General features: G+C 59.8%; 25 protein-coding genes. 10 read left to right on the top strand and 15 right to left on the bottom strand.

Annotation, left to right across the window (positions count from 1 at the left end; genetic code table 11):
• Positions 1-30 precede the first annotated feature (30 nt).
• Positions 31-786 carry a RadC family protein gene (radC, locus tag HCZ30_RS03455; RefSeq protein WP_167636381.1) on the top strand — a complete coding sequence of 252 codons (756 nt, stop codon included), beginning with the start codon at positions 31-33 and terminating at the stop codon, positions 784-786.
• Here radC and HCZ30_RS03450 read toward each other — a convergent pair.
• Positions 781-1,749, bottom strand: a complete 969-nt coding sequence (locus HCZ30_RS03450) for a hypothetical protein (RefSeq protein WP_167636380.1) — start codon at positions 1,747-1,749, stop codon at positions 781-783. The genes radC and HCZ30_RS03450 overlap by 6 nt on opposite strands.
• 255 nt (positions 1,750-2,004) lie before the next feature.
• The gene (gene secA, locus HCZ30_RS03445) at positions 2,005-4,716 is read right to left on the bottom strand and encodes a preprotein translocase subunit SecA (protein WP_167636379.1); all 2,712 of its coding nucleotides are present in this window, start codon (positions 4,714-4,716) and stop codon (positions 2,005-2,007) included.
• 186 nt (positions 4,717-4,902) lie between these two features.
• On the opposite strand from secA, the gene HCZ30_RS03440 reads away from it, so the two are divergent.
• The 5 genes from HCZ30_RS03440 to HCZ30_RS16720 all read left to right on the top strand — a co-directional run bounded on the left by HCZ30_RS03440 (position 4,903) and on the right by HCZ30_RS16720 (position 7,870).
• Positions 4,903-5,766: a peptidylprolyl isomerase gene (locus tag HCZ30_RS03440; RefSeq protein WP_167636378.1), complete on the top strand. Its 864-nt coding sequence runs from the start codon at positions 4,903-4,905 to the stop codon at positions 5,764-5,766.
• A 4-nt stretch (positions 5,767-5,770) separates the two neighbouring features.
• Entirely contained in the window at positions 5,771-6,985 is a 1,215-nt protein-coding gene (argJ, locus tag HCZ30_RS03435; RefSeq protein WP_167636377.1) for a bifunctional glutamate N-acetyltransferase/amino-acid acetyltransferase ArgJ, read from the top strand.
• Positions 6,982-7,386, top strand: a complete 405-nt coding sequence (gene mutT, locus HCZ30_RS03430) for an 8-oxo-dGTP diphosphatase MutT (protein WP_167636376.1) — start codon at positions 6,982-6,984, stop codon at positions 7,384-7,386. Before argJ ends, mutT begins: the two co-directional genes overlap by 4 nt.
• Before the next feature lie 85 nt (positions 7,387-7,471).
• Positions 7,472-7,606, top strand: a complete 135-nt coding sequence (locus HCZ30_RS16725) for a hypothetical protein (RefSeq protein WP_281352604.1) — start codon at positions 7,472-7,474, stop codon at positions 7,604-7,606.
• A gap of 132 nt (positions 7,607-7,738) precedes the next feature.
• A complete protein-coding gene (locus HCZ30_RS16720) occupies positions 7,739-7,870 on the top strand; it encodes a hypothetical protein (protein ID WP_281352603.1) in 132 nt (43 codons plus the stop codon).
• A 78-nt stretch (positions 7,871-7,948) separates the two neighbouring features.
• Here HCZ30_RS16720 and infB read toward each other — a convergent pair whose 3' ends face one another.
• From infB to pip, 6 genes are all read right to left on the bottom strand, one after another.
• Positions 7,949-10,483: a translation initiation factor IF-2 gene (infB, locus tag HCZ30_RS03425; protein WP_167636375.1), complete on the bottom strand. Its 2,535-nt coding sequence runs from the start codon at positions 10,481-10,483 to the stop codon at positions 7,949-7,951.
• Complete coding sequence (locus HCZ30_RS03420) at positions 10,480-11,115, bottom strand: RNA-binding protein (protein WP_167636374.1); 636 nt, start codon at positions 11,113-11,115, stop codon at positions 10,480-10,482. Before HCZ30_RS03420 ends, infB begins: the two co-directional genes overlap by 4 nt.
• Positions 11,116-11,134: 19 nt before the next feature.
• Positions 11,135-12,736: a transcription termination factor NusA gene (gene nusA / locus HCZ30_RS03415; protein ID WP_167636373.1), complete on the bottom strand. Its 1,602-nt coding sequence runs from the start codon at positions 12,734-12,736 to the stop codon at positions 11,135-11,137.
• A gap of 5 nt (positions 12,737-12,741) precedes the next feature.
• Positions 12,742-13,329: a ribosome maturation factor RimP gene (rimP, locus tag HCZ30_RS03410; RefSeq protein WP_167636372.1), complete on the bottom strand. Its 588-nt coding sequence runs from the start codon at positions 13,327-13,329 to the stop codon at positions 12,742-12,744.
• Between the two features lie 132 nt (positions 13,330-13,461).
• Positions 13,462-14,910: an ABC transporter substrate-binding protein gene (locus HCZ30_RS03405; protein ID WP_167636371.1), complete on the bottom strand. Its 1,449-nt coding sequence runs from the start codon at positions 14,908-14,910 to the stop codon at positions 13,462-13,464.
• Between the two features lie 57 nt (positions 14,911-14,967).
• A complete protein-coding gene (gene pip / locus HCZ30_RS03400) occupies positions 14,968-15,939 on the bottom strand; it encodes a prolyl aminopeptidase (protein WP_167636370.1) in 972 nt (323 codons plus the stop codon).
• A gap of 56 nt (positions 15,940-15,995) precedes the next feature.
• Between pip and ubiG the strand changes: the two genes are divergently transcribed.
• Complete coding sequence (gene ubiG / locus HCZ30_RS03395; protein ID WP_167636369.1) at positions 15,996-16,730, top strand: bifunctional 2-polyprenyl-6-hydroxyphenol methylase/3-demethylubiquinol 3-O-methyltransferase UbiG; 735 nt, start codon at positions 15,996-15,998, stop codon at positions 16,728-16,730.
• Here ubiG and HCZ30_RS03390 read toward each other — a convergent pair.
• Genes HCZ30_RS03390 through HCZ30_RS03370 form a run of 5 tightly spaced genes read right to left on the bottom strand, consistent with a single transcriptional unit; the run spans position 16,727 to position 19,773 of the window.
• A complete protein-coding gene (locus HCZ30_RS03390) occupies positions 16,727-17,512 on the bottom strand; it encodes a GNAT family N-acetyltransferase (RefSeq protein ID WP_167636368.1) in 786 nt (261 codons plus the stop codon). The two genes, ubiG and HCZ30_RS03390, sit on opposite strands and share 4 nt — an antisense overlap.
• A complete protein-coding gene (locus HCZ30_RS03385) occupies positions 17,505-17,951 on the bottom strand; it encodes a MarR family winged helix-turn-helix transcriptional regulator (RefSeq protein ID WP_167636367.1) in 447 nt (148 codons plus the stop codon). The genes HCZ30_RS03390 and HCZ30_RS03385 overlap by 8 nt, the downstream gene beginning before the upstream one ends.
• On the bottom strand, positions 17,944-18,777 hold the full coding sequence (locus HCZ30_RS03380; RefSeq protein ID WP_167636366.1) for a carbon-nitrogen hydrolase family protein: 834 nt from the start codon (positions 18,775-18,777) through the stop codon (positions 17,944-17,946). Before HCZ30_RS03380 ends, HCZ30_RS03385 begins: the two co-directional genes overlap by 8 nt.
• On the bottom strand, positions 18,774-19,028 hold the full coding sequence (gene grxC, locus HCZ30_RS03375; protein ID WP_167636365.1) for a glutaredoxin 3: 255 nt from the start codon (positions 19,026-19,028) through the stop codon (positions 18,774-18,776). The genes HCZ30_RS03380 and grxC overlap by 4 nt, the downstream gene beginning before the upstream one ends.
• The gene (locus HCZ30_RS03370) at positions 19,015-19,773 is read right to left on the bottom strand and encodes a ComF family protein (protein ID WP_167636364.1); all 759 of its coding nucleotides are present in this window, start codon (positions 19,771-19,773) and stop codon (positions 19,015-19,017) included. Before HCZ30_RS03370 ends, grxC begins: the two co-directional genes overlap by 14 nt.
• Before the next feature lie 25 nt (positions 19,774-19,798).
• Here HCZ30_RS03370 and HCZ30_RS03365 point away from each other — a divergent pair, with 25 nt between their 5' ends.
• Both HCZ30_RS03365 and hemH read left to right on the top strand, forming a co-directional pair.
• Positions 19,799-20,620, top strand: coding sequence for a methyltransferase domain-containing protein (locus tag HCZ30_RS03365; RefSeq protein WP_167636363.1), 822 nt, complete (start codon positions 19,799-19,801; stop codon positions 20,618-20,620).
• 49 nt (positions 20,621-20,669) lie between these two features.
• Positions 20,670-21,743 (top strand): ferrochelatase, encoded by a 1,074-nt coding sequence (hemH, locus tag HCZ30_RS03360; RefSeq protein WP_167636362.1) that lies wholly within the window; start codon positions 20,670-20,672, stop codon positions 21,741-21,743.
• 148 nt (positions 21,744-21,891) lie between these two features.
• On the opposite strand, the gene HCZ30_RS03355 is transcribed toward hemH, so the two are convergent.
• Positions 21,892-22,473 carry a L,D-transpeptidase gene (locus HCZ30_RS03355; protein WP_167636361.1) on the bottom strand — a complete coding sequence of 194 codons (582 nt, stop codon included), beginning with the start codon at positions 22,471-22,473 and terminating at the stop codon, positions 21,892-21,894.
• A 172-nt stretch (positions 22,474-22,645) separates the two neighbouring features.
• Between HCZ30_RS03355 and HCZ30_RS03350 the strand changes: the two genes are divergently transcribed.
• The gene (locus tag HCZ30_RS03350) at positions 22,646-23,161 is read left to right on the top strand and encodes a CAP domain-containing protein (protein ID WP_167636360.1); all 516 of its coding nucleotides are present in this window, start codon (positions 22,646-22,648) and stop codon (positions 23,159-23,161) included.
• 6 nt (positions 23,162-23,167) lie between these two features.
• On the opposite strand, the gene HCZ30_RS03345 is transcribed toward HCZ30_RS03350, so the two are convergent.
• On the bottom strand, positions 23,168-23,674 hold the full coding sequence (locus HCZ30_RS03345) for a L,D-transpeptidase family protein (protein WP_167636359.1): 507 nt from the start codon (positions 23,672-23,674) through the stop codon (positions 23,168-23,170).
• Between the last annotated feature and the right edge of the window lie 3 nt (positions 23,675-23,677).

The raw sequence follows: 23,677 nt of genomic DNA, 5'->3' as shown, positions 1-23,677 counted from the left end.
TTATTAGGCACCATTTGCGATGCTCAGGCCATGACCGAGCATCCACACATGGCCGAAGCGCCACTCCTTTTCCGCACACTGTCCGACGAGGCACCGGTAACGGGCGCCAAGGCTCCGTCGTATCTGCGTGACCACCGCAAGCGTCTGCGCGAGAGGTTCATGAAGGGCGGCTCTGCGGCTGTGGCCGACTACGAAATGCTTGAGCTTGTGCTTTTCAGGGCCATTCCGCGTCAGGACGTCAAACCACTGGCGCGCGCGCTGATCGACCATTTCGGTGATTTCGGGCGAGTGATATCAGCACCCGCCGCCCAATTGCGCGGCGTGAGCGGCGTAGGCGAAGCTGTCATATGTGAATTGAAAATCGTGGAAGGAGCCGCACAGCGGCTTGCACGAGCCAAGGTCATGCAACGCGCCGTCATCAGCAGTTGGGACGCCGTGCTAGACTACTGCCACACTGTAATGGCGCACAGAGAGATCGAGCAGTTCCGCATCCTTTTTCTCGACCGGAAAAACGTGCTGATTGCTGATGAAGAACAGGCGCGCGGCACCGTAGATCATGTGCCCGTCTACCCCCGCGAGGTCGTCAAACGTGCGCTGGAGCTGAACGCCTCGGCGTTGATCCTCGTCCATAACCACCCATCGGGTGACCCTACGCCGTCCGAGGCGGATATCAGCGTGACGCAGCAGATCGAGGCGGCGGCGAAGGTGCTCGGGCTATCGCTTCACGACCACCTGATCATCGGCAAGTCGTCGGAGCTCAGCTTCCGCGCTGAAGGGCTGTTATGAACGGATCGGAAACTGCAGGTCCTGAAACATGTTCTTCAGGACGATGATGTCACCGATCGCGCTGCAATCGGGCATCCGCAGCGTCAGATCGACCGCATCAGGAAGCGCGGCGCCGTTCACCTGAATGCTCTGCGCAGCGACGTCCTGACCGCAGTTGTTGGCGGTGATGACAGCCTCGGTGCTCAGCTCGACAGTGCCGTCTTGACTAGGCTCGCTGGCAGGAAAGGTATAGACCTCGGCCAGATGCGCGTTCTCGGCGCTGTTATCGCCCAGCTTCATCAGGAACCCCTGCCCTTCGTCAGCTGCGAAAGCCGAACGCGGCGAATTCGACCAGACGTGGCCAGTATCGCCGAAGTTCGCGCCGAATTCGAAAGCGTGCATGGATACAGCGGCTTCGCCTTTCCATTGCAGCACCGCGCGGTCGTACTGGGCCAGCTCAGGCACTTCGGAGATGGCGACAGCACCATAACCATTTGCAAATTCCGCAATGAAAATCGCGTGCTCGGTCAGCGCGGGAACATCGACAAGCAATTGCCCCGCAGCATCGGTCGTCGCGGTGAAGATCATACCCTGATGGTGGATGGTCAGCGCGGTCGACGGATAGCACGAGGCATTCAGGGACAGCCGGACAAGCGCGAAGTCGCCCGTTTGCGCACCCAGCGACGGGGTGCAGCTGATCTCAACCTGAGGGGCTGCTCCGACGGCAGCGTCGGGCATCACTGCGGCGGCCAACTGCGGAACCATCATGGGCACTTCGGGGGTCTCGAACGCGGGCAGCTCGAACGATGCGGTAGCAACTTCTGGCGCCCAGAGCGTCGGCGTCTGGATAGAGACTGTGTAGTCCTCCGGAGTGTCCTCCCCGAACCGCGCCGCCATCGCGTTTTCGTTCTGCATCACGAAGCCGATGCACAGCGCAACCGTGAAGGTCGATCCGATGGTGAGTGTCTTGCGGAGGAAGGACATAACGCCCCCAATCAATGCCGTTTCGTTCCAGACAAAGATCGCTCGTAAAAGTGGTATCCCGAGGCCCCCGAGTGGGAAACATATGGGCCGAAATGAGGCATTTGCCCTGAATTGGACCGATCCAGCCTCTCGCATCGCGCGAAACAGGGCAAAACTATGCCATCGCGCAAATGGGACCTATCCCGTTGGAATCGATTCCCACCAACGAAAACGGGCGCCACTAGGGCGCCCGCAAGTCTTGGATGATCGCTGGGATCAGGCCACGCGGCCGTGGCAGTGCTTGAACTTCTCGCCCGAACCACAGGGGCACGGGTCGTTGCGGCTCGGGTTGCCCCAAGTCGACTCGTCGTTTTCGTCAAAACCCGGACGCGCCTCGGCAGCCGGAGCCTCGGCGGCAGGTGTCGGTGCCGGAGCAGCCGCACCCGCTTGCGCTTCGCGCTGCTGCTGGATGTAGCGCTTGAGCAGTTCTTCCTGCTGTTCCTTGGTCATCGGCTGAACGCGCGACAGCTTCTGGGTCACTTCCTCACGGAGCGACTCGAGCAGGCTTTCGAACAGCTGGAAGGCTTCGGTCTTGTACTCGTTCAACGGGTCGCGCTGCGCGTAGCCACGGAAACCGACGACCGAACGCAGGTGTTCGAGGCGCAGCAGGTGCTCACGCCACTTGCCATCGATGGTTTGCAGAAGGATCTGCTTTTCGATGTTGCGCATGGTGTCAAAGCCGAAGGCTTCTTCCTTCTCGGCCATCATCTTGTCAGCGGCTTCGACGAGGCGGTCACGGACGACTTCATCGTCAACGCCGTCTTCTTCGGCCCACTGGATGACCGGCAGGTCGATGCCCAGCTTTTCGATCACAGCAGCATAGAGGCCCTGCACATCCCACTGATCGGCGTAAGAACGCTCGGGAACGTACTGGTCGACCAGATCCTCGATCACGTCGTGACGCATGTCTTTGACGGTCTCGGAGAGGTTGTGGTTCTCCATGATTTCGCGACGCTGGCGGAAGATCACCTTACGCTGGTCGTTCATCACGTCGTCGAACTTCAAAAGCTGCTTACGAATGTCAAAGTTACGGCCTTCGACCTTCGCCTGCGCGCGTTCGAGCGTCTTGTTCACCCACGGGTGGATGATCGCTTCGCCCTCTTTCATGCCCAGACCCGACAGAACCTTGTCCAGACGGTCGGAGCCGAAGATGCGCATCAGATCGTCTTCGAGTGACAGGAAGAACACCGAACGACCGGGGTCACCCTGACGGCCCGAACGACCGCGGAGCTGGTTGTCGATGCGGCGGGATTCGTGGCGCTCGGTCGCGAGAACGAACAGACCGCCCGCGTCTTTGACTTCCTGCTCGGACGAAGCGTGTTCGGCTTCGATCTGGCGGCGGACTTCATCGGGATCGGCTTCGGGGTTGGCCGCGATTGCGTCCATGACCTTCATCTCGACGTTGCCGCCGAGTTTGATGTCGGTACCACGGCCCGCCATGTTGGTCGCGATAGTGACGGCGCCCATCTTACCAGCGTCAGCTACGATCTGCGCTTCCTGCTCGTGCTGGCGCGCGTTCAGAACGTTGTGCGGAACGCCTGCGTTCTTCAGCAGGGTCGACAGGTATTCGGATTTGTCGATCGAGGTCGTACCGACGAGCACCGGCTGACCGGTTTCGTGGGCCTTCTCGATCTCTTTGACGATCGCGCCAAACTTTTCCTGCGCGGTGCGATACACTTGGTCGTGCTCGTCGAGGCGCTGGACCGGACGGTTGGTCGGAATGTCGACCACGCCGAGGCCGTAGATTTCAGCGAATTCGTCAGCCTCGGTCATCGCGGTACCGGTCATGCCGGCCAGTTTGTCGTAGAGGCGGAAGTAGTTCTGGAAGGTCACCGAAGCGAGGGTCACGTTTTCCGGTTGGATCGCCACGTTTTCCTTGGCTTCGATGGCTTGGTGCAGGCCGTCCGACAGACGGCGACCGGACATCATGCGGCCGGTGAATTCGTCGATAAGGACGATCTCTTTGCCTTCGCGAACGATGTAATCCTTGTCGCGGGTGAATAGCTTGTGGGCACGCAGCGCCTGGTTCACGTGGTGAACGATGGTGCTGCTCTCCGGATCGTAGAGCGACTGACCTTCGGGCAGGATCGCTTCGGCGCGGAGGCGCTGTTCGAGGAAATCGTTGCCGTCGTCGGTGAAGGTCACCTGACGGGATTTTTCGTCCATCGTGTAGTGGTCGTCCGACAGGGTCGGGATCACGCGGTCGATGGCCATGTAGAGGTCCGAACGGTCCTGCGCAGGACCGGAGATGATCAGCGGCGTACGCGCTTCGTCGATCAGGATCGAGTCGACCTCGTCCACAATCGCGAAGTAATGGTCGCGCTGCATCATCTGGTTCAGCTCGGACTTCATGTTGTCGCGCAGATAGTCGAAGCCCAGCTCGTTGTTCGTCGAGTAGACGATATCGCAGGCGTAGGCTTGCTTCTTGTCCGCTTCTGGCTGGTTCGGCACCACGATGCCAGTGGTCAGACCCAGAGCCGCGTAGACTTTGCTCATCCATTCGGCGTCGCGCTTGGCGAGGTAGTCGTTCACCGTGACGACGTGGACGCCGCGACCGGTGAGGCCGTTTAGGTAGGCAGGGAAGGTCGCGACAAGCGTTTTACCTTCACCGGTGCGCATTTCGGCGATGTTGCCGCGGTGCATGAAGATACCGCCGGTCATCTGCACATCGAAGGCGCGCAGGCCGAGGGCGCGCTTGGCGGCCTCACGACAGTTTGCGAACGCTTCGGGAAGCAGGTCGTCAAGGCTCTCGCCCTTGGCGATACGTTCCTTGAATTCCGCGGTCTTCTCTTTCAGTCCTTCGTCGGAAAGCTTTTCGAACTCCGGCTCCAGCGCGTTGATTTTTGCGATAATCGGCCGTGTTGCCTTAACTTGGCGGTCGTTCGCGGTGCCAAACACCTTTTTGGCAAGCGTTCCGAATCCCAGCATGTTTTCTCCGCGCCCTCGTATCGGGGCTTGTTGACGTCGTTATGATGAGGACGTTCCTTGTCGGCCCAGTCCTCAAAGCCTACACATTGGCAAGCTGTCCTCCCTCAGGAGCCTTGAAGGGAAATAGGGGGAGGGCCATAAACTGTCAACGCCACGGGCTTCCGTGGCCTTAATAGGAACGGATTAATGAAGAAATTTGCCACATTCGCCACGGCAAGCGCTGTCGCTCTGATTGCAGCAACAGCACAAGCGCAGGACACTGCCGAAGCCGCAACGGCGGACGTGAATGCCGACACGGTCGTTGCGACCGTTGACGGTACCGACATCACCGTTGCCAACATCATCATTGCAGCCTCTGCCCTGCCCCAGCAGTACCAGCAGCTCCCCGCTGACGTGCTGTGGGAAGGTGTACTTAACCAATTGATCCAACAGCAACTTCTGGCCGACGACCTCGAGGACGTACCGGCCCGTGCGCAGTACGCCATCGAAAACGAAGAGCGCAGCATTCTCGCTGGTGAAGTGCTCGCTCGCGTGAGCGAAGAAGCCGTTTCGGAAGAGGCCGTGAACGCCGCTTACGAAAAGATGGTCGCCGACTTCGTACCGGCCACCGAATACAATGCTTCTCACATTCTCGTGCAAACCGAAGAAGAAGCGCAGGCTGTCGTCGAACGCCTTGGCGCTGGCGAGGAATTCGCTGACGTTGCGGCAGACGTTTCGCTCGACACCACCTCGGCCAACGGCGGCAATCTCGGCTGGTTCGGCACCGGCGTGATGGTCCCCGAGTTCGAAGACACCGTCACCTCGCTTGAAAAGGGCGAAGTCTCCGATCCGGTTCAGACCCAATTCGGCTGGCACATCGTGAAGCTGGAAGACACCCGCGACACCGAAGCACCGACGCTTCAGCAGACCGCTGGTCAGCTCGCGAACGAAATCCAGACCGCTGCGATTGACGAATACGTCGCCGGGCTCGAAGAAGGTGCTGACGTTACCCGCAGCGAGGTCGAGTTCGATCCCGCTCTGATCTCCAACATCCAGCTTCTGGACCAGTAAAAACATGCCCGTCTCGCCACTTGCTCCCGCCTCTTTCCCTGAACTTCCGGTTATTGAAGGCGTCCGCTTTGCCACCGCAATGGCTGGTGTGAAATACAAGAACCGCACCGATGTGATGCTCGCCGAATTGGCGGAAGGCAGCACCGTTGCGGGCGTTTTCACCCGCTCTGCCACGCGGTCGGCCAACGTGCTGGACTGTCAGGCCAAGAACGGCAAATCGCAGGCGGGACGGGCCGCTATTATCGTAAACTCGGGCAATTCCAATGCCTTCACCGGTCGCAACGGTGTGGAGGCTGTCGACAGCCTCTGCGCTTCGGTCGCCGAACAGACCGGCATCGCAACAGACCGCATCTTCACGTCCTCCACGGGCGTGATCGGTGAGCCCCTGCCCTACGACCGCATCACCGCCAAGATCGGCGAGCTTCAGGATAACCTGTCCGCTGATACGATGGCCGACGCTGCAAAAGCGATCATGACCACCGACACCTTCCCCAAGGGCTCGGCCGCAACCATCAATGTGGATGGCAAGCAGGTCAAAATCTCGGGTATCGCCAAAGGCTCGGGCATGATCGCGCCTGATATGGCGACGATGCTGGTATACATCTTTACGGATGCGAAAATCGGCCATGAGGCGCTTCAGGGCATCCTGTCGAAACTCACCGACAAGACCTTCAACTGCATCACCGTCGACAGCGACACCTCGACCTCCGACACGCTACTGATCGGCGCAACGGGCGCTTCGGGCGTGGACGTGACCGGCAACGCCGATTTCGAGGACGCGCTGCACAAGGTCATGCTCGACCTGTCGCATCAGGTGATCCGCGACGGCGAAGGCGCGACGAAATTCGTCGAGATCCAAGTCACGGGCGCTGCTAACGACGCCGACGCCAAGCGCGTGGGTCTGTCGGTCGCGAACTCCCCGCTCGTCAAGACCGCTATCGCCGGTCAGGACGCCAACTGGGGCCGCATCGTGGCTGCCGTGGGTAAATCTGGCGCTGAGGCCGACCGTGACCGACTGTCGATCCGCTTTGGCGACATCACAGTGGCCGAGAACGGCTGGCGCGCGCCGAACTACTCCGAAGCCGAAGCCGCGGCCTACATGAAGAACGAAGAGCTGGTCATCGGCGTTGACCTCGGCATCGGCTCTGGCGCTTCGACAGTTTGGACCTGTGATCTGACCTACGAATACATCCGCATCAACGCGGACTACCGCTCGTGAGCAAGAAGATCATCCTCGTTTCCGCAGTCGCGCTCATCGATGTCGATGGGCGCGTTCTGCTTGCGCAGCGTCCCGAGGGCAAATCGCTCGCCGGTCTGTGGGAGTTTCCCGGCGGCAAAGTAGAGCCCGGTGAGACGCCCGAAGCTGCCCTGATTCGCGAGCTTCATGAGGAACTTGGCATCGAAACGTGGGATTCCTGCCTCGCGCCTCTCACTTTCGCGAGCCATAACTACGACGATTTCCACCTACTGATGCCCCTCTTCGCCTGCCGCCGCTGGAACGGCACACCGCAGGCGCAGGAAGGTCAGACCCTGAAATGGGTGCGTGGGAACGAGCTGCGGGATTACCCGATGCCTCCTGCCGATATCCCTCTGATACCGATCCTCCGCGACTGGCTATAGGGAACAATCCCTCTGCTTGCTTAATTGAAAAGCCGATTTTCCTTAAAGTTGTACTGTACCCAGTATCTTTTTGGAGAATCGGACGATGTTCCGCACCATCACCATCGGCACCTGTGTGTCTGTCCAAGGACTGTTCGTCCGCCAACTCGAAGACGGACGTGTTGTCGTCCGCGTCGAGGACCGGCAGTTCGTTGGAAAGCCTGTCACCAAAGCTGCATAGCAGCATTCTTTGCTGCATCGCAGAAACACTCACGCAAGATAAAAATAATTTGTGTCATTTGCGTGAAATTTTCGTGCGCACTCAACAGCCCTGTGGTAGAATAAGACATCACTCATGCAAGCAGGTGTCAAAATGCTCAGAACCATCGTGGTAGGAAGTTGCGTTTCTGTGCAGGGCCTTTTCGTCAAGGCTCTCGAAAACGGTCGTATCGTTGTGGAGGTCAACGGTCGCCAGTTCGCAGGAACACCCATCGCACGTAACTAAATACCAAGCGCCACTCCGCAACGAAAAAGGGACGGTCTTTCGACCGTCCCTTTTTTAATTGGTTTGTGGGCAGCCCTATTACAGGCTGCGCTCCACTTCTTCGCGCTCGAAGATTTCGATGACATCGCCAGGGCGGATGTCGTCGTAGTTTTCGAAAGCCATGCCACATTCCTGACCGGAGATGACTTCTTTGACTTCGTCCTTGAAGCGCTTGAGCGTCTTGAGCGTGCCTTCGTGGATAACCACGTCGTCGCGCAGAAGGCGAACACCGGCCGAGCGGCGAGCAACACCTTCGGTGACGAGACAACCGGCAACCTTGCCGACGTTCGAAACCTTGAACACTTCGCGGATCGACGCGTAGCCGATGAAGTTTTCGCGGACTTCGGCAGACAGCAGACCCGAGGCCGCTTTCTTCACGTCGTCTACGAGGTCGTAGATCACCGAGTAGTAGCGGATCTCGACGCCCTTCTGGTTGGCCGAGTTACGGGCCGGAGCGTTTGCACGAACGTTGAAGCCCATGACCGGAGCGCCCGATGCTTCGGCGAGGCCGATATCGGTTTCGGTGATCGCACCTACACCGTGGTGCAGGACGCGAACGCGGACCTCTTCGTTGCCGATCTTCTCCATCGCCTGAACGATAGCTTCGGCAGAACCCTGAACGTCGGCTTTGACCACGATCGGCAGTTCGGCGACGTTCTTGTCCTCTTTGGCTTTCGCCATGAGCTGTTCAAGGGTCGTCGCAGCACCGGCAGCGGCACGCTTCTCTTTGGCAGCGTGAGCACGGTAGTCAGCGATTTCGCGGGCCTGAGCTTCGGTCTCGACAACGTTGAGCACGTCACCGGCTTCCGGCGTTCCGTTGAGGCCAAGGACCTCGACCGGAACCGACGGACCAGCTTCTTCGACGCGGTCGCCCTTGTCGTTAATCAGCGCGCGGACCTTACCCCACTGCTCGCCCACGACGAAGATATCGCCGCGCTTGAGAGTGCCGTTCTGAACCAGAACGGTGGCAACCGGACCACGACCGACGTCGAGCTGGGCTTCGATGACGGCACCGGCAGCTGCACGATCGGGGTTCGCTTGAAGTTCGAGGATTTCGGCCTGAAGCGCGATGGCTTCGAGCAGTTCCGGAAGACCTTTGCCGGTCTTTGCCGAAACTTCGACGTCCTGAACATCACCGCCCATTTCTTCCACGAGAACTTCGTGTTGGAGCAGGTCGGTACGTACCTTCACGGCGTTTGCGTCGGGCTTATCGCACTTGTTGATCGCGACGATCATCGGAACCTTCGCAGCTTTCGCGTGAGCGATCGCTTCGATGGTCTGCGGCATAACCGCGTCGTCAGCAGCAACAACGAGTACAACGATGTCTGTCACCTGAGCACCGCGGGCACGCATCGAGGTAAACGCCGCGTGGCCTGGAGTGTCGAGGAACGACAGAACCGCACCGGAGTCGGTGGTTACCTGATAAGCACCGATGTGCTGGGTGATGCCGCCGGCTTCGCCGGAAACAACGTTTGCTTTACGAATAGCGTCGAGCAGCGAGGTCTTACCGTGGTCAACGTGACCCATGATGGTGATGACCGGCGGACGCGACTGGAGGTCTTCCGACTTGTCCTCGACCTGATCAATCGCCTGTTCAACGTCGGCATCCGACACACGCTGTACGCGGTGGCCGAATTCCTCGATGATCAGTTCCGCGGTATCCGCGTCGATCGACTGGTTCTGCGTTGCCATGATGCCGTTCTGCATCAGCGCCTTAACGACGTCAGCGACGCGCTCGGCCATACGGTTAGCAAGCTCTGCAACCGTGATGATTTCCGGAAGCTGGACTTCACGGACAACCTTTTCACGCTGCTGCTGGCCGCCGATAGCTTTCTGGCGGGCCTTTTCCTGCTTGCGGCGCATTGCTGCGATCGAACGCTGACGGCCACCGTCGCGCCCCGACAGAGCGTCGTTCAGCGACAGCTTGCCCGAACGACGGTTGTCGTCGCCACGGCCTTTGCCACGGTTTTGCTTGTTGTCGTTGTTGCGGTTGTCGCGTTCACGATCCGGCTTGCGCGCACCGGTCGGACCGGCACCGCGTGCTTCGGCAGCTTGTGCAACCGAAGGGTCAGCCGGAGCTTGCGATGCAGCTGCGGGCTGCTGGCGCTTCTCTTTGGCGGCAGCTTTCTGCTGTGCGTCGCGCTTGGCGGCCTCTTCGGCTTCACGCTTCTTGCGCTCTTCTTCCTCGGCCTTGGCGCGAAGTGCTTCTTCGCGTTCGCGCTCTTCGCGCTCCTTGGCTTCGGCTTCTGCCTTGCGGCGCTCGCGCTCTTCTTCGCGTGCACGTTCTTCGGCTTCGCGCTTGGCTTGATCATCTGCTTCGCGGGCTTTCGCCATCGCGAGTGCCTTCATACGGCGTTCCAGTTCGGCATCCGAAATGCCAGCCGGACGACGCGAAGGATCACCGGCTTTCGGCGAGGCCGAACCGGACTTCGACGCGCCGGGCTTCGGTACCACGACGCGCTTACGCTTGGTTTCTACCACGACGTTCTTGGTGCGTCCGTGGCTGAAGCTTTGCTTCACGTTGCCGGCGCCGCCGCGGAGACCAAGTGGTTTTTTACCGTCGTTATCGCTCATGTCGATTCTTTATCCTTTCCGGTGGCCCCATTGCCGCCGTCAGTGTCGCGCATGCTTTTCAGCTTCGCTGCTTCCTCTACAACACGGTCGCTGAGTCCGCCAGTCGCGAGCGCGCCATGTATCACACTTTGCCGTCCGAAAGCCAAACCCAATTCCTCGGCACTCAGACAGTCGAAATATCGGGCGCCCTGAGGCGTCCAGAGTTTGGCCTTACCGCGGGTGGAGCCGTCGTTCGCCTGAAGCAGAACGCGGACATTTTCTCCGCCGGCCAGCCAACCTTTTACCTTTTCAAAGCCGCAGACCGCGAGGCCCGCCTTGCGAGCCAGGGCGATCAGATCGACAACGCGCTTGACGAGTTGGCGTTCCACCTCGTCTACAAGTGCGTCCGGTACGGTTACGGCCATTTTGGCGGAGCGCGAGAACTGGCCCTTGCCCGCCTTTTCAATCACATCGCGCGAGGCGGTGACCCACAGTCCACGCCCCGGCAGTTTCTCAAGCACGTCGGGTACGACCTGATTGTCAGGACCGACCACAAATCGGATCAGTCCTGCTTTGGGTTGGACTTCGCCAGTGACAATGCACTTACGCTCGGAGTCCGCTTCCCTGTTCTTATGTTGGCCGCCACGTGTCAATTTACAAGGTCTCCGAGGATTACTCCTCCGCCTCCTCTACTTCGTCTTCATCAGCTTCGAGCTCGGCCGGATCGACCCAACCCAGCATGATGCGGGCGGTCATGATCATGGTCTGCGCTTCTTCGAGGCTGACGTCGAACTGTTCCAGAACACCGTCATCCTTCACGCGCTGGCCGTCGACAGTGGTCCAACCACCGGCGAGTTCCCAGTCTGCGCAAGTTGCGAAGTCTTCAAGGGTCTTCACGCCGTCGTTGGCCAGAGCTTCGACCATCTGCGGGGTGAGGCCATCGAATTCGATGAGGCTCTCTTCGACACCCATGCTGCGGGCGTTTTCGAGGGCTGCACGGTTCTGGGCTTCGAGGAAGTCGCGGGCACGGGCCTGAAGTTCTTCAGCGGTGCCTTCGTCAACACCATCGATCACCAGCAGTTCGTCGAGGTCGACATAGGCGACTTCTTCGAGGTTGGTGAAGCCTTCCGAAACCAGAAGCTGGGCGAAGAATTCATCGAGGTCCAGCGTGTTGACAAACAGCTTGGTGCGCTCTTCGAACTCTGCCTGACGACGCTTGGATTCTTCTTCCTCGGTCATGATGTCGATGTCGAGAGCGGTCAGCTGCGAAGCCAGACGTACGTTCTGACCGCGACGGCCGATGGCCAGCGACAGCTGCTCTTCGGGAACAACGACTTCGATCTTGCCGGCTTCTTCGTCCAGAACAACCTTCGATACTTCAGCCGGTTGCAGTGCGTTGACGAGGAAGGTCGGGGTGTCTTCATTCCACGGAATGATGTCGATCTTTTCGCCCTGAAGCTCGTTCACAACGGCCTGTACGCGCGAACCGCGCATACCGACGCAAGCGCCGACGGGGTCGATCGAGCCGTCATAGGACACAACGGCGATCTTGGCGCGCGAACCCGGGTCACGGGCGACGGCTTTGATCTGGATGATGCCTTCGTAGATTTCCGGCACTTCCATTTTGAACAGCTCGGACATGAATTCCGGAGCGGTACGCGACAGGAAGATCTGCGGGCCACGCTGTTCGCGGCGAACGTCCTTAACGAACGCACGAACGCGGTCACCGGGGCGATATGCTTCGCGGCCGATTTTCTCATTGCGGCGCAGAACAGCTTCACCAGCGCCCACATCGACGATGACGTTGCCGTATTCTTCGCGCTTGACCAGACCGTTGACGATGGTGCCAACGCGGTCTTTGAATTCGTTGTACTGCTTGTCACGCTCTGCTTCGCGGACCTTTTGCAGGATAACCTGCTTGGCCGATTGCGCAGCGATACGGCCGAGTTCGACCGGCGGGACCTCTTCGGAGTACACGTCACCCACCTGCGGGTTTTCCATGTACTGCTTGGCCTGATCGACGGTCATCTCGGCTTGGTAGTTTTCCAGCTCTTCGTCTTCGACGACGGTGCGGACGCGGGTAAAGGTCGCCTTACCGGTCTTGCGGTCGATCGAGACGTGGATGTCCATCTCGGAGCCGTAGCGCGACTTCGCAGCACGGGCGAGCGACTCTTCCATCGCTTCGACCACGAGGCCCGGATCGATCATCTTCTCGCGCGCGACTGCTTCAGCGGTTTGCAGCAGTTCGAGCTGGTTGGCAGAGGTGATTGCCATGTCAGTTACTCCTCGTCGCCATCAATGATGGTCTCAACTTCGTCAAACTGGGCCTCGTCGATCTGGCCCTTGTCTTTGCGACCGCGCAGTACTTCGCGGATCAGTTCATCTGTCAGCACCAGTTTGGCATCCGACAGCCATTCGAATTTCAGACCGATGGTCACGTCATCTTTCTGGTCGTCCAGAGTGATGAGGACTTCGCCGTCTTCGGTGCCTTGAAGCACGCCCTTGAAGCGGCGGCGACCGTCGATCAGTTCATCGGTTTCGAGCTTGGCCACATAACCGGCCCACTGATCAAAGTCCTTGAGGCGGGTCAGCGGGCGGTCGATGCCCGGCGACGACACTTCAAGGTCGTAAGCTTCGATAATCGGGTCCTCGACGTCCAGAACAGCAGAGATAGCGGTCGAAATCTCGCCGCAGTCATCCACTTCGATGGTGCCGTCGGGCCTCTGGGCCATAACCTGAAGCGTGGTCTGTTTGGTGGTTTTCGTCAGCCGGACGCGCACGATTTCGAACCCCATGTCTTCAACGACAGGAGTAATTATCTCTGCGACACGGCGGTCCATTGCCGCTTTGGCGATAAGATCATTCATCGGTAGTCCAAAAACAAAAAAACGGGCTCGCGGCCCGTCGATATTTCCCGGTGGAACCTCAGGTCAGTGACCGAAGGTGCCGCTGTTGAAAGGCGATATAGGCCCGCAAAAGGAAATTTGCAAGCCACTTGCTCATGCCATCCACCATCGCTCCGCCATACGGGCGTTATCGAGGTGCCAAAGGTTGCCGATGACCTCGGGCGTGCCGATGCGTTTGCTGACACCGTGGCGCCAATCGGCAAACATCGGGATCACCGCGCCGCCGTCATCACGCAGAATTGCTTGCATCTCGTGGTACATCTCGCGGCGCAGATCGGTGTCGAGCTCAGCGCGCGCGGCAAGCAGAAGGCTGTCGAAACGCTCGTCCGCCCAGCGCGAATGATTCCACGGCGCGCCCGTCATGTAGCCCGCGCTGAACATCCAGTCCTCGGTCACGCGGCCCGACCAATCGCGGGCAGCCCAGTCAGCGCCCAGCGCCGGATTGATCGTGATCCCTGCCCGATCCGCCGAGTTCGCATAAAGCCGCGCGGCAGCGCCGCCCGAAATCTCGACCGTCAGGTTAGGCACACCTGCCTGAGCGAGGTGCCAGCGCGCACGGTCGGGGTCGAACCCGACAGGCAGCAAAGACGCGTCGAAATAAGGGTTTGCAGGGCCAATGGGCGTGTCAGCGGCAATTGTACCGTGCCCACCGGTGAGCGTGTCGAGCAGCTCGTGACGGTCGATTCCGTACTTCAGCGCCTTGCGGACATGCGCATCGTCGAACGGCGCCATATCGGTCGGCATCGCGAAATTGATGTGGCGATTGCCGACGGTCTGGATGATGCGGTCCGCGCCCTCAGCAGCGAGGTCGGCCACGTCGATACGGCCCTCGCTTAAAGCCTCGGCCTGCGAAGCGGCATCGTTCATGCCGAAGAAATCGAGGCGGCCAAAGTAACCCGCCGAGCCGTCCTTATAGTGACCGTTCACCCGCACAGCCGTCATCCGCTCGCCCGGCGTGAAACGCTCGACGCGGTAAAGGCCGGTGCCGATCCCGCGCTGCATCGCTGCCTGCATATCGACGTGCGGATAGATGATCAGATGATAGTCCGACATCAGATACGGGAAGTCTGCGTTCCCCGTGTGCAGCACAAAGCGCACCTGATAGTCGTCCAAGCGGTCAATCCGCGCGATTGATTCGGAAATTGGCGCAGCGCCCGACAGCGTACCGCCGTGCATTAGGATAGACGCGATCACATCGTCAGCGGTAAAGGGTGCGCCGTTGTGGAAACGCACGTTGCGGCGGAGGTTAAATACCCACTGGCGCGCACCGTCAGACGCTTCCCAACCAGTTGCGAGCTCTCCGCGCAGGGAACCATCGGCCGCGACTTCGGTCAGCGTGTCAAAGACAGCCCCGTGTGCGGCAGCCATCATGAACGCACCCGCGTGCGTGCGGCTATCCCAGCTATCGGTGGACCATGCACCCGACAGACCCGCCCTCAACGTACCGCCACGCGGACGCGCTTCGACTGCGACGCCGGTTGCCATAAGCACTGCGGCGGCCACACCCGAATGGAACAGTTTACGTCTGCTGATCGGTGCCATCAGGCCCTCCTCTCACGGACGCACAGCTTACGGAGCTTTCATGGGCTCGTAAACGGCTCAGTGATGCGCGATTTCGTCCATTATACGTACGAGTTCGCGCGTAATTCCCGGCTCTGACAGCGCATGTCCGGCCATAGGAACCATCCGAAGCTGCGACTTTGCCCATTTCTGATGCACAAGCCACGCGGAACGCGGCGGGCAGATCATATCAAGACGCCCTTGGACGATGTAACCGGGGATGCCCTGCAACTTGTCCATGTTGTTCAGAATCGCGGTCTTCTCATCAAGGAAGCCGTGATTGATGAAGTAATGGTTTTCGAGCCGCGCAAAGATGCGGGCATACTCACCGGGGGCTTCGCCGGAAAATCCGTTGGACTCGATCGACGCGAGCGCGTTTTCCCAGTTGCTCCAAGCGCGGGCGTATTTCGTCTGCTCGGGGATCGGCGCGTCGAACAGGCGTTTGTGGTAGGCTTCGATAAGATCGCCGCGCTCTTCGGGCGGGATGATGCGCTCGAAACGGTTCCAGAGCTCGGGCCAGAACTGCCCAGCGCCGCCACCGTAAAACCAGTCGAGCTCGCGCTGCGTCATGAGGAACACACCGCGCAGGATCAGGCCCTTGACCCGCTCGGGGTGCGTTTGGCCGTAGATCAGTCCCAGCGTCGCGCCCCAGCTTCCGCCGAAGACGTACCAGCTCTCAATGCCAAGCGTTTCGCGGATCAGCTCCGTATCCGCCACGAGGTGCCACGTCGTGTTCGCCTCGACGCTCGCCGCAGGCGTAGAGCGCCCGCAGCCGCGCTGGTCGAACAGCACCACGCGGTAAATGTCGGGATCGAAATAGCGGCGCATGGTGGGGCTGCATCCACCACCCGGACCGCCGTGGAAGATCACAACGGGAATACCGTCGGGCCGACCACATTGTTCTACATAGACCTTATGCCCATCACCCACGTCCAGCATTCGCTGGTCAAACGGGTTACATGGGGGATAAAGGTGCGGCACTGCGCGTCTTTGACCAGAGACCTTGTCCATGGTCACTCTATATAGCACGACATCGCGTCAGACCATCGCAAGTGGAGCACAATATTATGTCCGTCACCGTTGACCCCGCCGAAGTTGCAAAGTTCGAGGCAATGGCCGCCGAATGGTGGGACCTGAACGGCAAATTCAAACCGCTCCACATGATGAACCCCGTGCGCCTTGGCTACATCACCCAGCAGATCGCGGCAGAGTACGGACGTGACCTCGATGACCGTAAGCCGTTCGAAGGTCTACGTATTCTGGACATCGGCTGCGGTGGCGGCCTGCTTTGCGAGCCTATGGCGCGCCTTGGCGCCACGATCGTCGGCGTTGATGCGGCAGAGCGGAACATTCCCGTCGCCAAGACCCACGCCGAACTGTCGGGCCTCGATATCGACTACCGCCACACCACTGCCGAAGCGTTGGCCGAAGCGGGTGAGCAGTTCGACGTGGTCCTGAACATGGAAGTTGTCGAGCATGTCGCCGATCCGCTCGCTTACCTGACCGCCTGCCAGCAACTGCTGAAATCCGGCGGCCTGCACATCTGCTCGACGATCAACCGCAACCCCAAAAGCTTTGCCGTTGCGATCCTCGGCGCGGAATGGGTGATGCGTTGGCTGCCGAAGGGCACGCACGAATGGCACAAGTTCATCACGCCGGACGAGCTCTATGATCTCATCCGCAAGGCTGGCCTCGATCCGGTCGACCGTAAAGGTTTCGTGTTCAATCCTGTGCTCTGGACGTGGTCTGTGTCGGACAAGGATCTGTCCGTGAACTACGTCACCGCAGCGATCAAGCCTTAATAGGCTCTCTTAATTACGCCCGTAATGGTCTGGAACGTCTCGAAACCGAGCCGTTCGTAGACCCGCCGCGCATCGCCGTCCTCGTCGGTCGCGATCAGCACCCGAGCGCGGGGCGCGCGGCTTTTGGCCCAGTCGTGAGCGACGCAGAGAAGACCCGACGAAATACCACGGCGGCGATATTCGGGCTTCGTCTCTACCGCCTGATAGCGGGCCACGCGGTCATCGTGGAAAATGCCCAGCGCCGCGACGAGCGTATCGCCGTCGAACCCGCCGAACCACTGCCCCTCATCATTGGCGATCTGCTCGCGGCGGGCTTTGTTGCGACCGCGCAGGTAATCGTAGTGGTTAGACGCGCCAAATCCCAGCTCGACGCCAATAGCGTACTGCAATTCGATCAGCTGGTCCCAGTCGGCATCGCCATCCAGCGGACGCGCGTCGATACCCTCGGGCATGTCGAAATGGTTGATATCACCGTCCACCGACATGAAAATCGTACTGTCAATCTCGTAGCCGCGCTCTGTGTACCAATCGGCCATCGCACCAAGGCGGAAATCGGGGATGTCCCAGCCGACGACGAGGTGATTGCTGTCCGGCAGCGCCTCTTGGAAGCGTTTGATCGGAGCTTCGGGCGACAGCGGCGGCATTTTCTCGATCACGCAGTTCCCCCACCAGAAATCCGGCTGGGTCGGCGTGCGGAAAACGAAATGATCGCTGTATTCTTCGACCAGAGTCCGGCCCCGCATGACCAGCAGATCGCTGGCGATACCTTCGCTTTTAATCATCGGCTTCGCTCAATTGCTGTCTGAGTTCACGCAGGATCGGCAGGACGGCGCGCACTTTGGCCGCGCCGACCTTATTCACAAGGCCCGAGATTACCGGTGTCATCGCAGCCAGAGCGGCATCACGCGCTTGCAGGCCCGCAGGGCTGATCGACACGAGCTTGCGCCGCGCGTCGTCCCAATCGGGACGGATATGCACCCAGCCTGCCCACTCGAGCTTGCCCAGCGTGTTCGTCATCGCGCCGCGCGTCAGGTGGAACGTCTTGGCCAGTTGCGCCGGCGTGCGCTCTCCGCCTGCATGGGCGAGGTGGTTCAGGACCGAGAAATGCGACAGCTCCATCCCCTTGGGCAGGACGCGATCCACATTCGCGCGCGCCAACTGGTCCACAACGAGAATTTCGCTGAAGAGCGTGACGGCGAGGTTGTTGGTCGAATCATTCATTTGGAGCGCGGTAGGATCGGTCGTGTGTCAGTGAGGGAATGCGGTTTCTCGCTTTTGACACTTCCCCGCTATCCAGTTCAATGAAAACAATACCTTCGTCGGTACCGCCATCCGCAAGAACTTCACCCCACGGTGAAATCGCCATCGAATGCCCGTAGGTTTCACGCAGTTTTCCGACCTTGGCGAAGTGCTTTCCCGTCTGCGCAGCAGCCAGCACGTATGCACCGTTCTCGATTGCGCGGGCACGCAGCAGCGGCTCCCAATGGGCGCGTCCGGTGGCGGGTGTGAATGCGGCAGGGATCAGGATAATCGTTGCGCCTGCCTTCGCGAGATCGCGATACAGATACGGAAAGCGCAAGTCATAACAGACGCTTAGACCGACGGTACCGAACGGCGACTCGCACACCCCCGCATGATCGCCAGGACGGAAACCATCGGATTCGCGGTAGACCTCGGTTTCGGAGACCTCGACGTCAAACATGTGGATTTTATCGTAGCGGGCGCGGATTTCGCCACCGGGCCCGATCATGAACGAACGGTTGGCAAAGCGCTCTTCGCCTTCGACCTTCAGCGCCAGCGATCCGATAGCCAGCCAGACGCCCAGCGCGGCAGCTTTTTCGCGCAATCCGGCCAGAACAGGGTCTGTCTCTTCGGCCTGCAAGTGCTCGCGCTGGTGGCTGCGGCTCATGCTGACCATGTTGGTCACTTCGGGCGTGAGAATGAACCCCGCACCCGCAGCTACGGCCTGCTCCATCATGCCGCTTACCGTCTTGAGGTTGGCAAGCGGATCATCCGAGGATGTCAACTGGAGCAGAGCCGCCTTCATGCCAGCATCGGGTCGAGTTTGCCCGCACGGTCCAGCGCGTAGAGGTCATCGCAACCGCCCACGTGTTCGCCGCCGATAAAGATCTGCGGAACGGTACGTCCGCCATTGGCGCGCTGCATCATCTCGGGACGCTTGTCGGGGTCTTCGAGCACGTCGTACTCGGTATATTCGACACCTTTGGCAGTCAGAAGATGCTTTGCACGGTGGCAATAGCCACAGATCGGAGAGGTGTAGATTTCAACTGTCTTCATGTCGTGCCTCATTCGGTTTAGCGAATATGTAGGCCTCCGAGACCGCGCGCGCCAGTGTAAGAACGCAAACCTGCTTTGCGCCAGCGAGCAATGCACCCTGCGCTGCTGCCTTGAGCGTGGCACCCGTGGTCATCACATCATCCACGATCATCACGCTTCGACCATTGAGGCGACTGCCCTTTTTCGGATGCGGCCTGATCGAATCCTGCTGAGACATTTCACGCTCTGCGCGGGTCTGTCCTTTGGTCGGTCTTGTGCGATGGATGCGCACAAGGCCGTCGACCAGGACAGGCCGCCCGACGATTTTTCCAATTTCGAGCGCAAGCAGCGCGGACTGGTTGTACCGCCGCCGCAGTAATCGGGACCAATGCAGCGGAACGGGCACAATCACAGTGTCATCTTCCAGCAGCGGCCGCGAGGAGCGCGCCATGATCCGCCCGAGCGTCGGTACCAGATCCTGCCTGTCGCCGTGTTTCAGACCCATAACCAGCCGCTTTCCGGTGCCTTCGTAGACCAGCGCGCTCCGTCCTTTTGTCCAAATCCGAGGGGTCCGGAGGCAGTCGTCACAATGAGCCGTATCGTCGCCCTGCCCGACCAGGGGCGTGCCGCAACAGTCGCACACGGTTCCGGCAACGAGCGTTGCGTCCCGCCAGCAAGCGGGGCACAACCCCCCGTCCGACTCGATCAGTTCATCGCACAGCACACATTGCTGAGGCATGATGAGGCGGACAACGCTTTGCAACATGGACGACTTTCCCTAAACCGTAGTTATGAACAACCAACCGCTTCTTACCGACCGACAGGCGCTCGCACGCAACCGTGCGCGTATGACTGCAACTTTCATGCTCGAAACGGTTGCCGACGAATTTCATGAAAGACTGAACGAGGTTAACAGGACGTTCACCAACGCTGCCGTTGTCTCGGGTAACCCTGAATTCTGGGGCGACCAATTCCCCAATGCCGCACAGGTTGTTGATAGCGACACGCTCGATTTGGAACCGCAGAGCCGCGATCTGGTGATCCATGCGATGGCACTGCATTGGGCGAACGACCCTGTCGGCCAGATCATCCAGAGCCACCGCGCCCTGCGCCCCGACGGGCTGTTCCTTGCCGCGCTGTTCGGCGGTCAGACCCTGCACGAGCTGCGCACCGTTCTGGCCGAGGCCGAGTCGCGTGTGACGGGCGGGCTGTCCCCGCGTATCGCCCCAATGGGCGAAATCCGCGATGTGGGCGCCCTGCTCCAACGCTGTAACCTTGCGCTGCCCGTTGCCGATGCGGTGCCGTTTACCGTCAGCTATCAGGATGCGTGGGCGCTGATGCGCGACCTTCGGGCGATGGGCGAGGCCAATGCGCTGAACGCCCGCCACCGCGCCCCGACCCGCCGCAAGGTGTTTGAATTGGCCGCAGAGCTTTACCAGCAGCACTTCGGCACCGAAGATGGTAGGATCACAGCAACGTTCGAGGTGATCTTCCTCGCTGGTTGGGCCCCTGACGAAAGCCAGCAGAAGCCGCTGCGCCCTGGCTCTGCGAAATTCAGTCTGGCCGAGGCGCTGAATGCGGCAAAGGGTCCGGTGAACCAATCGGATAATTGACACGTAAAAGCTTCAGCATAAGTACGCGGCACTCACGGGACGGAGAAATATGAAAGATTTTCAGAACACTGGCGGAACAGCGACCCGCCCCGAGCACGCGCCCGCAACCCATCCGGCGATCAAACCGCGCCGCATCGGTGTCCTGCTTGCCAACCTCGGCACACCCGACGGCACCGATTACTGGTCCATGCGCCGCTACCTGAGCGAGTTTCTCAGCGACCAGCGCGTGATCGATTACCCCGCTTGGAAATGGCAGCCGATCCTTCAGGGCATCATCCTGTCGATCCGTCCGCAGAAGTCCGGTGCCGCCTACAAGTCGATCTGGAACAACGAGCGGAACGAAAGCCCGCTCATGACCATCACCCGTGACCAGACCGATGCGATCAAAGCGCGTCTAGCCGCCGAGTTCGGTGACAACGTGATCGTCGATTTCTGTATGCGCTACGGCAATCCGTCGACCGAAGCCAAGGTCCGCGAGATGGTGAAGGCAGGCTGCGACCGCATCCTGTTTTTCCCGCTCTACCCGCAATACGCGGGCGCGACATCGGCTACTGCGAACGACCAGTTCTTCCGCGCGCTGATGAAAGAGAAATTCCAGCCCGCCGCGCGTATCGTGCCGCCGTATTTCGACAAGCCCGAGTACATCAAAGCCCTCGCCGCATCCGTTCAGCGCGCCTATGACGCGATGGATGTGAAGCCGGACAAGCTGGTTTGCTCCTATCACGGCCTGCCGAAGCGCTACCTCACCGAGGAAGGCGATCCGTATCACTGCCACTGCCACAAGACGACTCGCCTGCTCAAAGAGGCGCTCGGTTGGGCAGACGACAAGATCATCACGACCTTCCAGTCGAAGTTCGGCCCCGAAGAATGGCTCCAGCCCTACACGGTTGAAGAAGTCGCGCGTCTGGCCGAGGCCGGTCACAAGAATATCGCCGTGATCGCGCCCGCTTTCAGCGCCGACTGCATCGAAACGCTCGAAGAGATCAACGAAGAGATCAAAGAGAGCTTCGAGCACGCAGGCGGCGAAAAATTCAACTACATCCCCTGCCTCAACGACGATCCGGCGCACATCGACGCGCTGACCCATGTCATCACGCAGAACCTGCGGGGATGGATCGAATAAGAAAAAGCCGGTGGAACCCCACCGGCTTTTTCAATTGCCGCAGCCTGTTGTTGAGGACAGCGCACGGCACATCAAGTCAGACAACCTGATGGCCCCAATGTGCCTGATCGCTCACGTTTTTGCCAGCGCTGCGTGAGAATAGTTTGGTTCAGATAAGCAGAACCTGTGTGCCTACGTTCGTAAGGCTGAAAAGTTCGGCGATATGTTCATTGTAGAGGCCGATACAGCCGTTCGACGACCGACGGCCGATCTTGCGCGTGTCGTGGGTGCCGTGGATTCGGTAGTAGGTCCACGACAGATAAAGCGCATGGGTGCCGAGGGGGTTATCCGGACCGGGGCCGATATAATCCGGCCATTCGGGGTTGCGCTCTTTCATCGACGGAGTCGGACGCCATTCGGGGCCGACGATCTTGCGGGTAATCTCGGTCCGGCCCTTGCGGGTCAGGTCGTCAGTCAGCGGCACAGAGGTCGGGTAGAGCTTGTAGATGCTCTGATCCTGCGACCAGAAGTGCAGCGCACGCGACTGGATATCCACGAGAACCGCGCCGTTGGTCAGGTCGGTGAAATACGGCTGCCAGTCCAGCGAACGGAAGCTGGAAATGTTATGGGTGACCGACCGCGAGATATCGGCTTCGACTTCGGTCGAATTTTCGGTTTGCCCGAAGGAAGCGGTCCCTGCGAGGGCGGCTGCAGCTGCAACAAAGCCGCGACGCGTAATATGATCGGTCATTCTAAACTCCACACCGGCGGCTGCTCTCCGCCTGTTTCTGCGCTTAACTTACTATTGACGTGCATTCCCTGCAATTCACAGCGATTTGAGTTGAACGAAACTGGCGCTTTCCCGCGTTTGAAACGAAACGAACAAGTCGCTATGCGTTGCGTAGCTAATTTTGGAGTCGCTTATGAATCGGCGTTTTATGGTTTTCGGTCTGGCTGCAACTGCTCTGGCGGCGTGTGAACCGCCCAAGCAGGTGCGACTCGGTCCCGACGGTCTGCCTTTGCCGCAGGTTTACCGTATCTCCGAGGCTGACACCGCGACGATCCAGTACCGATTCCTCGATGCTGTGAACGCCATGCGCCAGACCGCAGGACGCGGCGCGCTGCAACTCAACGCCCAGCTTAACGCTGCGGCAGCGACTCACTCGCGCGATATGGCTGTGCAGAACCGCCCATGGCACTTCGGTTCGGACGGCTCCTCGCCGCTCGATCGCGGTCGCCGTGTCGGCTACGCGGGTCGGATCATGGGTGAGAACATCTCGGAAACCTACGAGACCGAGCTTCAGACGCTCGCAAGCTGGCTCCAGAAGGAAGACACCCGCTCGGTGATTCTCGATCCGACGGCTAACGAACTTGGCTTCGACTTCTTCCAGGAAAACGGCGGCAAGATCTGGTGGACTATGGTGACCGGCCGCCGCTGATGCCTGTTATGGCATGATGTAGATCGGCGTCGGCGCCTTCACCATCGAGTAGATCTCCTCAATCTCATCGTTGGATACCGCGATGCATCCGGCTGTCCAGTCGGTGGTCGAATCGACACCGGTCGGGGTGCCGTGGATGAAGATGTTGCCACCCGGACTGCGGCCCATGCTGCCAGCGCGCGCCGTATCAGCGGGATTCGGGTAGGAAACACGCAGCGACAGGTGGTAATTGCTGTTGGGATTGAGTGCATCGATCCAGTAGCCACCTTCAGGCGTACGTCCGTCGCCTTCGAACTGCTTGTGGCCTTCGGGCGCAAACCCAAGACCGAACTGGTAGGTTTTCAGCACCTCTTCGTTATGAAGCAGGTACATCGCGCGATCGCTCTTATCGATATAAACACTGGTCACTTCCGGCCCGTTGTAGGTCCGGAATTTTTCGCCTGCGGGATTGGACGCCGCGCAAGCGGATAACGCCGCTGCCGCGCCAAGCGCAAAAACGCTACGGATAAACATTGC

This window comes from Marivivens donghaensis (assembly GCF_011806565.1).
In the GTDB taxonomy this organism is placed as follows: domain Bacteria; phylum Pseudomonadota; class Alphaproteobacteria; order Rhodobacterales; family Rhodobacteraceae; genus Marivivens; species Marivivens donghaensis_A.
The sequence above is the reverse complement of the archived record's forward strand: the minus strand, read 5'-3'. Positions and strand labels throughout refer to the sequence as shown.

Excerpts from the sequence above, each read along its gene's own strand:
- radC (WP_167636381.1), top strand. The coding sequence starts at position 31 with ATGACCGAGCATCCACACATGGCCGAAGCGCCACTCCTTTTCCGCACA.
- HCZ30_RS03450 (WP_167636380.1), bottom strand. The coding sequence starts at position 1,749 with ATGTCCTTCCTCCGCAAGACACTCACCATCGGATCGACCTTCACGGTT.
- secA (WP_167636379.1), bottom strand. The coding sequence starts at position 4,716 with ATGCTGGGATTCGGAACGCTTGCCAAAAAGGTGTTTGGCACCGCGAAC.
- HCZ30_RS03440 (WP_167636378.1), top strand. The coding sequence starts at position 4,903 with ATGAAGAAATTTGCCACATTCGCCACGGCAAGCGCTGTCGCTCTGATT.
- argJ (WP_167636377.1), top strand. The coding sequence starts at position 5,771 with ATGCCCGTCTCGCCACTTGCTCCCGCCTCTTTCCCTGAACTTCCGGTT.
- HCZ30_RS16725 (WP_281352604.1), top strand. The coding sequence starts at position 7,472 with ATGTTCCGCACCATCACCATCGGCACCTGTGTGTCTGTCCAAGGACTG.
- HCZ30_RS16720 (WP_281352603.1), top strand. The coding sequence starts at position 7,739 with ATGCTCAGAACCATCGTGGTAGGAAGTTGCGTTTCTGTGCAGGGCCTT.
- infB (WP_167636375.1), bottom strand. The coding sequence starts at position 10,483 with ATGAGCGATAACGACGGTAAAAAACCACTTGGTCTCCGCGGCGGCGCC.
- nusA (WP_167636373.1), bottom strand. The coding sequence starts at position 12,736 with ATGGCAATCACCTCTGCCAACCAGCTCGAACTGCTGCAAACCGCTGAA.
- rimP (WP_167636372.1), bottom strand. The coding sequence starts at position 13,329 with ATGAATGATCTTATCGCCAAAGCGGCAATGGACCGCCGTGTCGCAGAG.
- HCZ30_RS03405 (WP_167636371.1), bottom strand. The coding sequence starts at position 14,910 with ATGGCACCGATCAGCAGACGTAAACTGTTCCATTCGGGTGTGGCCGCC.
- pip (WP_167636370.1), bottom strand. The coding sequence starts at position 15,939 with ATGGACAAGGTCTCTGGTCAAAGACGCGCAGTGCCGCACCTTTATCCC.
- ubiG (WP_167636369.1), top strand. The coding sequence starts at position 15,996 with ATGTCCGTCACCGTTGACCCCGCCGAAGTTGCAAAGTTCGAGGCAATG.
- HCZ30_RS03390 (WP_167636368.1), bottom strand. The coding sequence starts at position 17,512 with ATGATTAAAAGCGAAGGTATCGCCAGCGATCTGCTGGTCATGCGGGGC.
- HCZ30_RS03385 (WP_167636367.1), bottom strand. The coding sequence starts at position 17,951 with ATGAATGATTCGACCAACAACCTCGCCGTCACGCTCTTCAGCGAAATT.
- HCZ30_RS03380 (WP_167636366.1), bottom strand. The coding sequence starts at position 18,777 with ATGAAGGCGGCTCTGCTCCAGTTGACATCCTCGGATGATCCGCTTGCC.
- grxC (WP_167636365.1), bottom strand. The coding sequence starts at position 19,028 with ATGAAGACAGTTGAAATCTACACCTCTCCGATCTGTGGCTATTGCCAC.
- HCZ30_RS03370 (WP_167636364.1), bottom strand. The coding sequence starts at position 19,773 with ATGTTGCAAAGCGTTGTCCGCCTCATCATGCCTCAGCAATGTGTGCTG.
- HCZ30_RS03365 (WP_167636363.1), top strand. The coding sequence starts at position 19,799 with ATGAACAACCAACCGCTTCTTACCGACCGACAGGCGCTCGCACGCAAC.
- hemH (WP_167636362.1), top strand. The coding sequence starts at position 20,670 with ATGAAAGATTTTCAGAACACTGGCGGAACAGCGACCCGCCCCGAGCAC.
- HCZ30_RS03355 (WP_167636361.1), bottom strand. The coding sequence starts at position 22,473 with ATGACCGATCATATTACGCGTCGCGGCTTTGTTGCAGCTGCAGCCGCC.
- HCZ30_RS03350 (WP_167636360.1), top strand. The coding sequence starts at position 22,646 with ATGAATCGGCGTTTTATGGTTTTCGGTCTGGCTGCAACTGCTCTGGCG.
- HCZ30_RS03345 (WP_167636359.1), bottom strand. The coding sequence starts at position 23,674 with ATGTTTATCCGTAGCGTTTTTGCGCTTGGCGCGGCAGCGGCGTTATCC.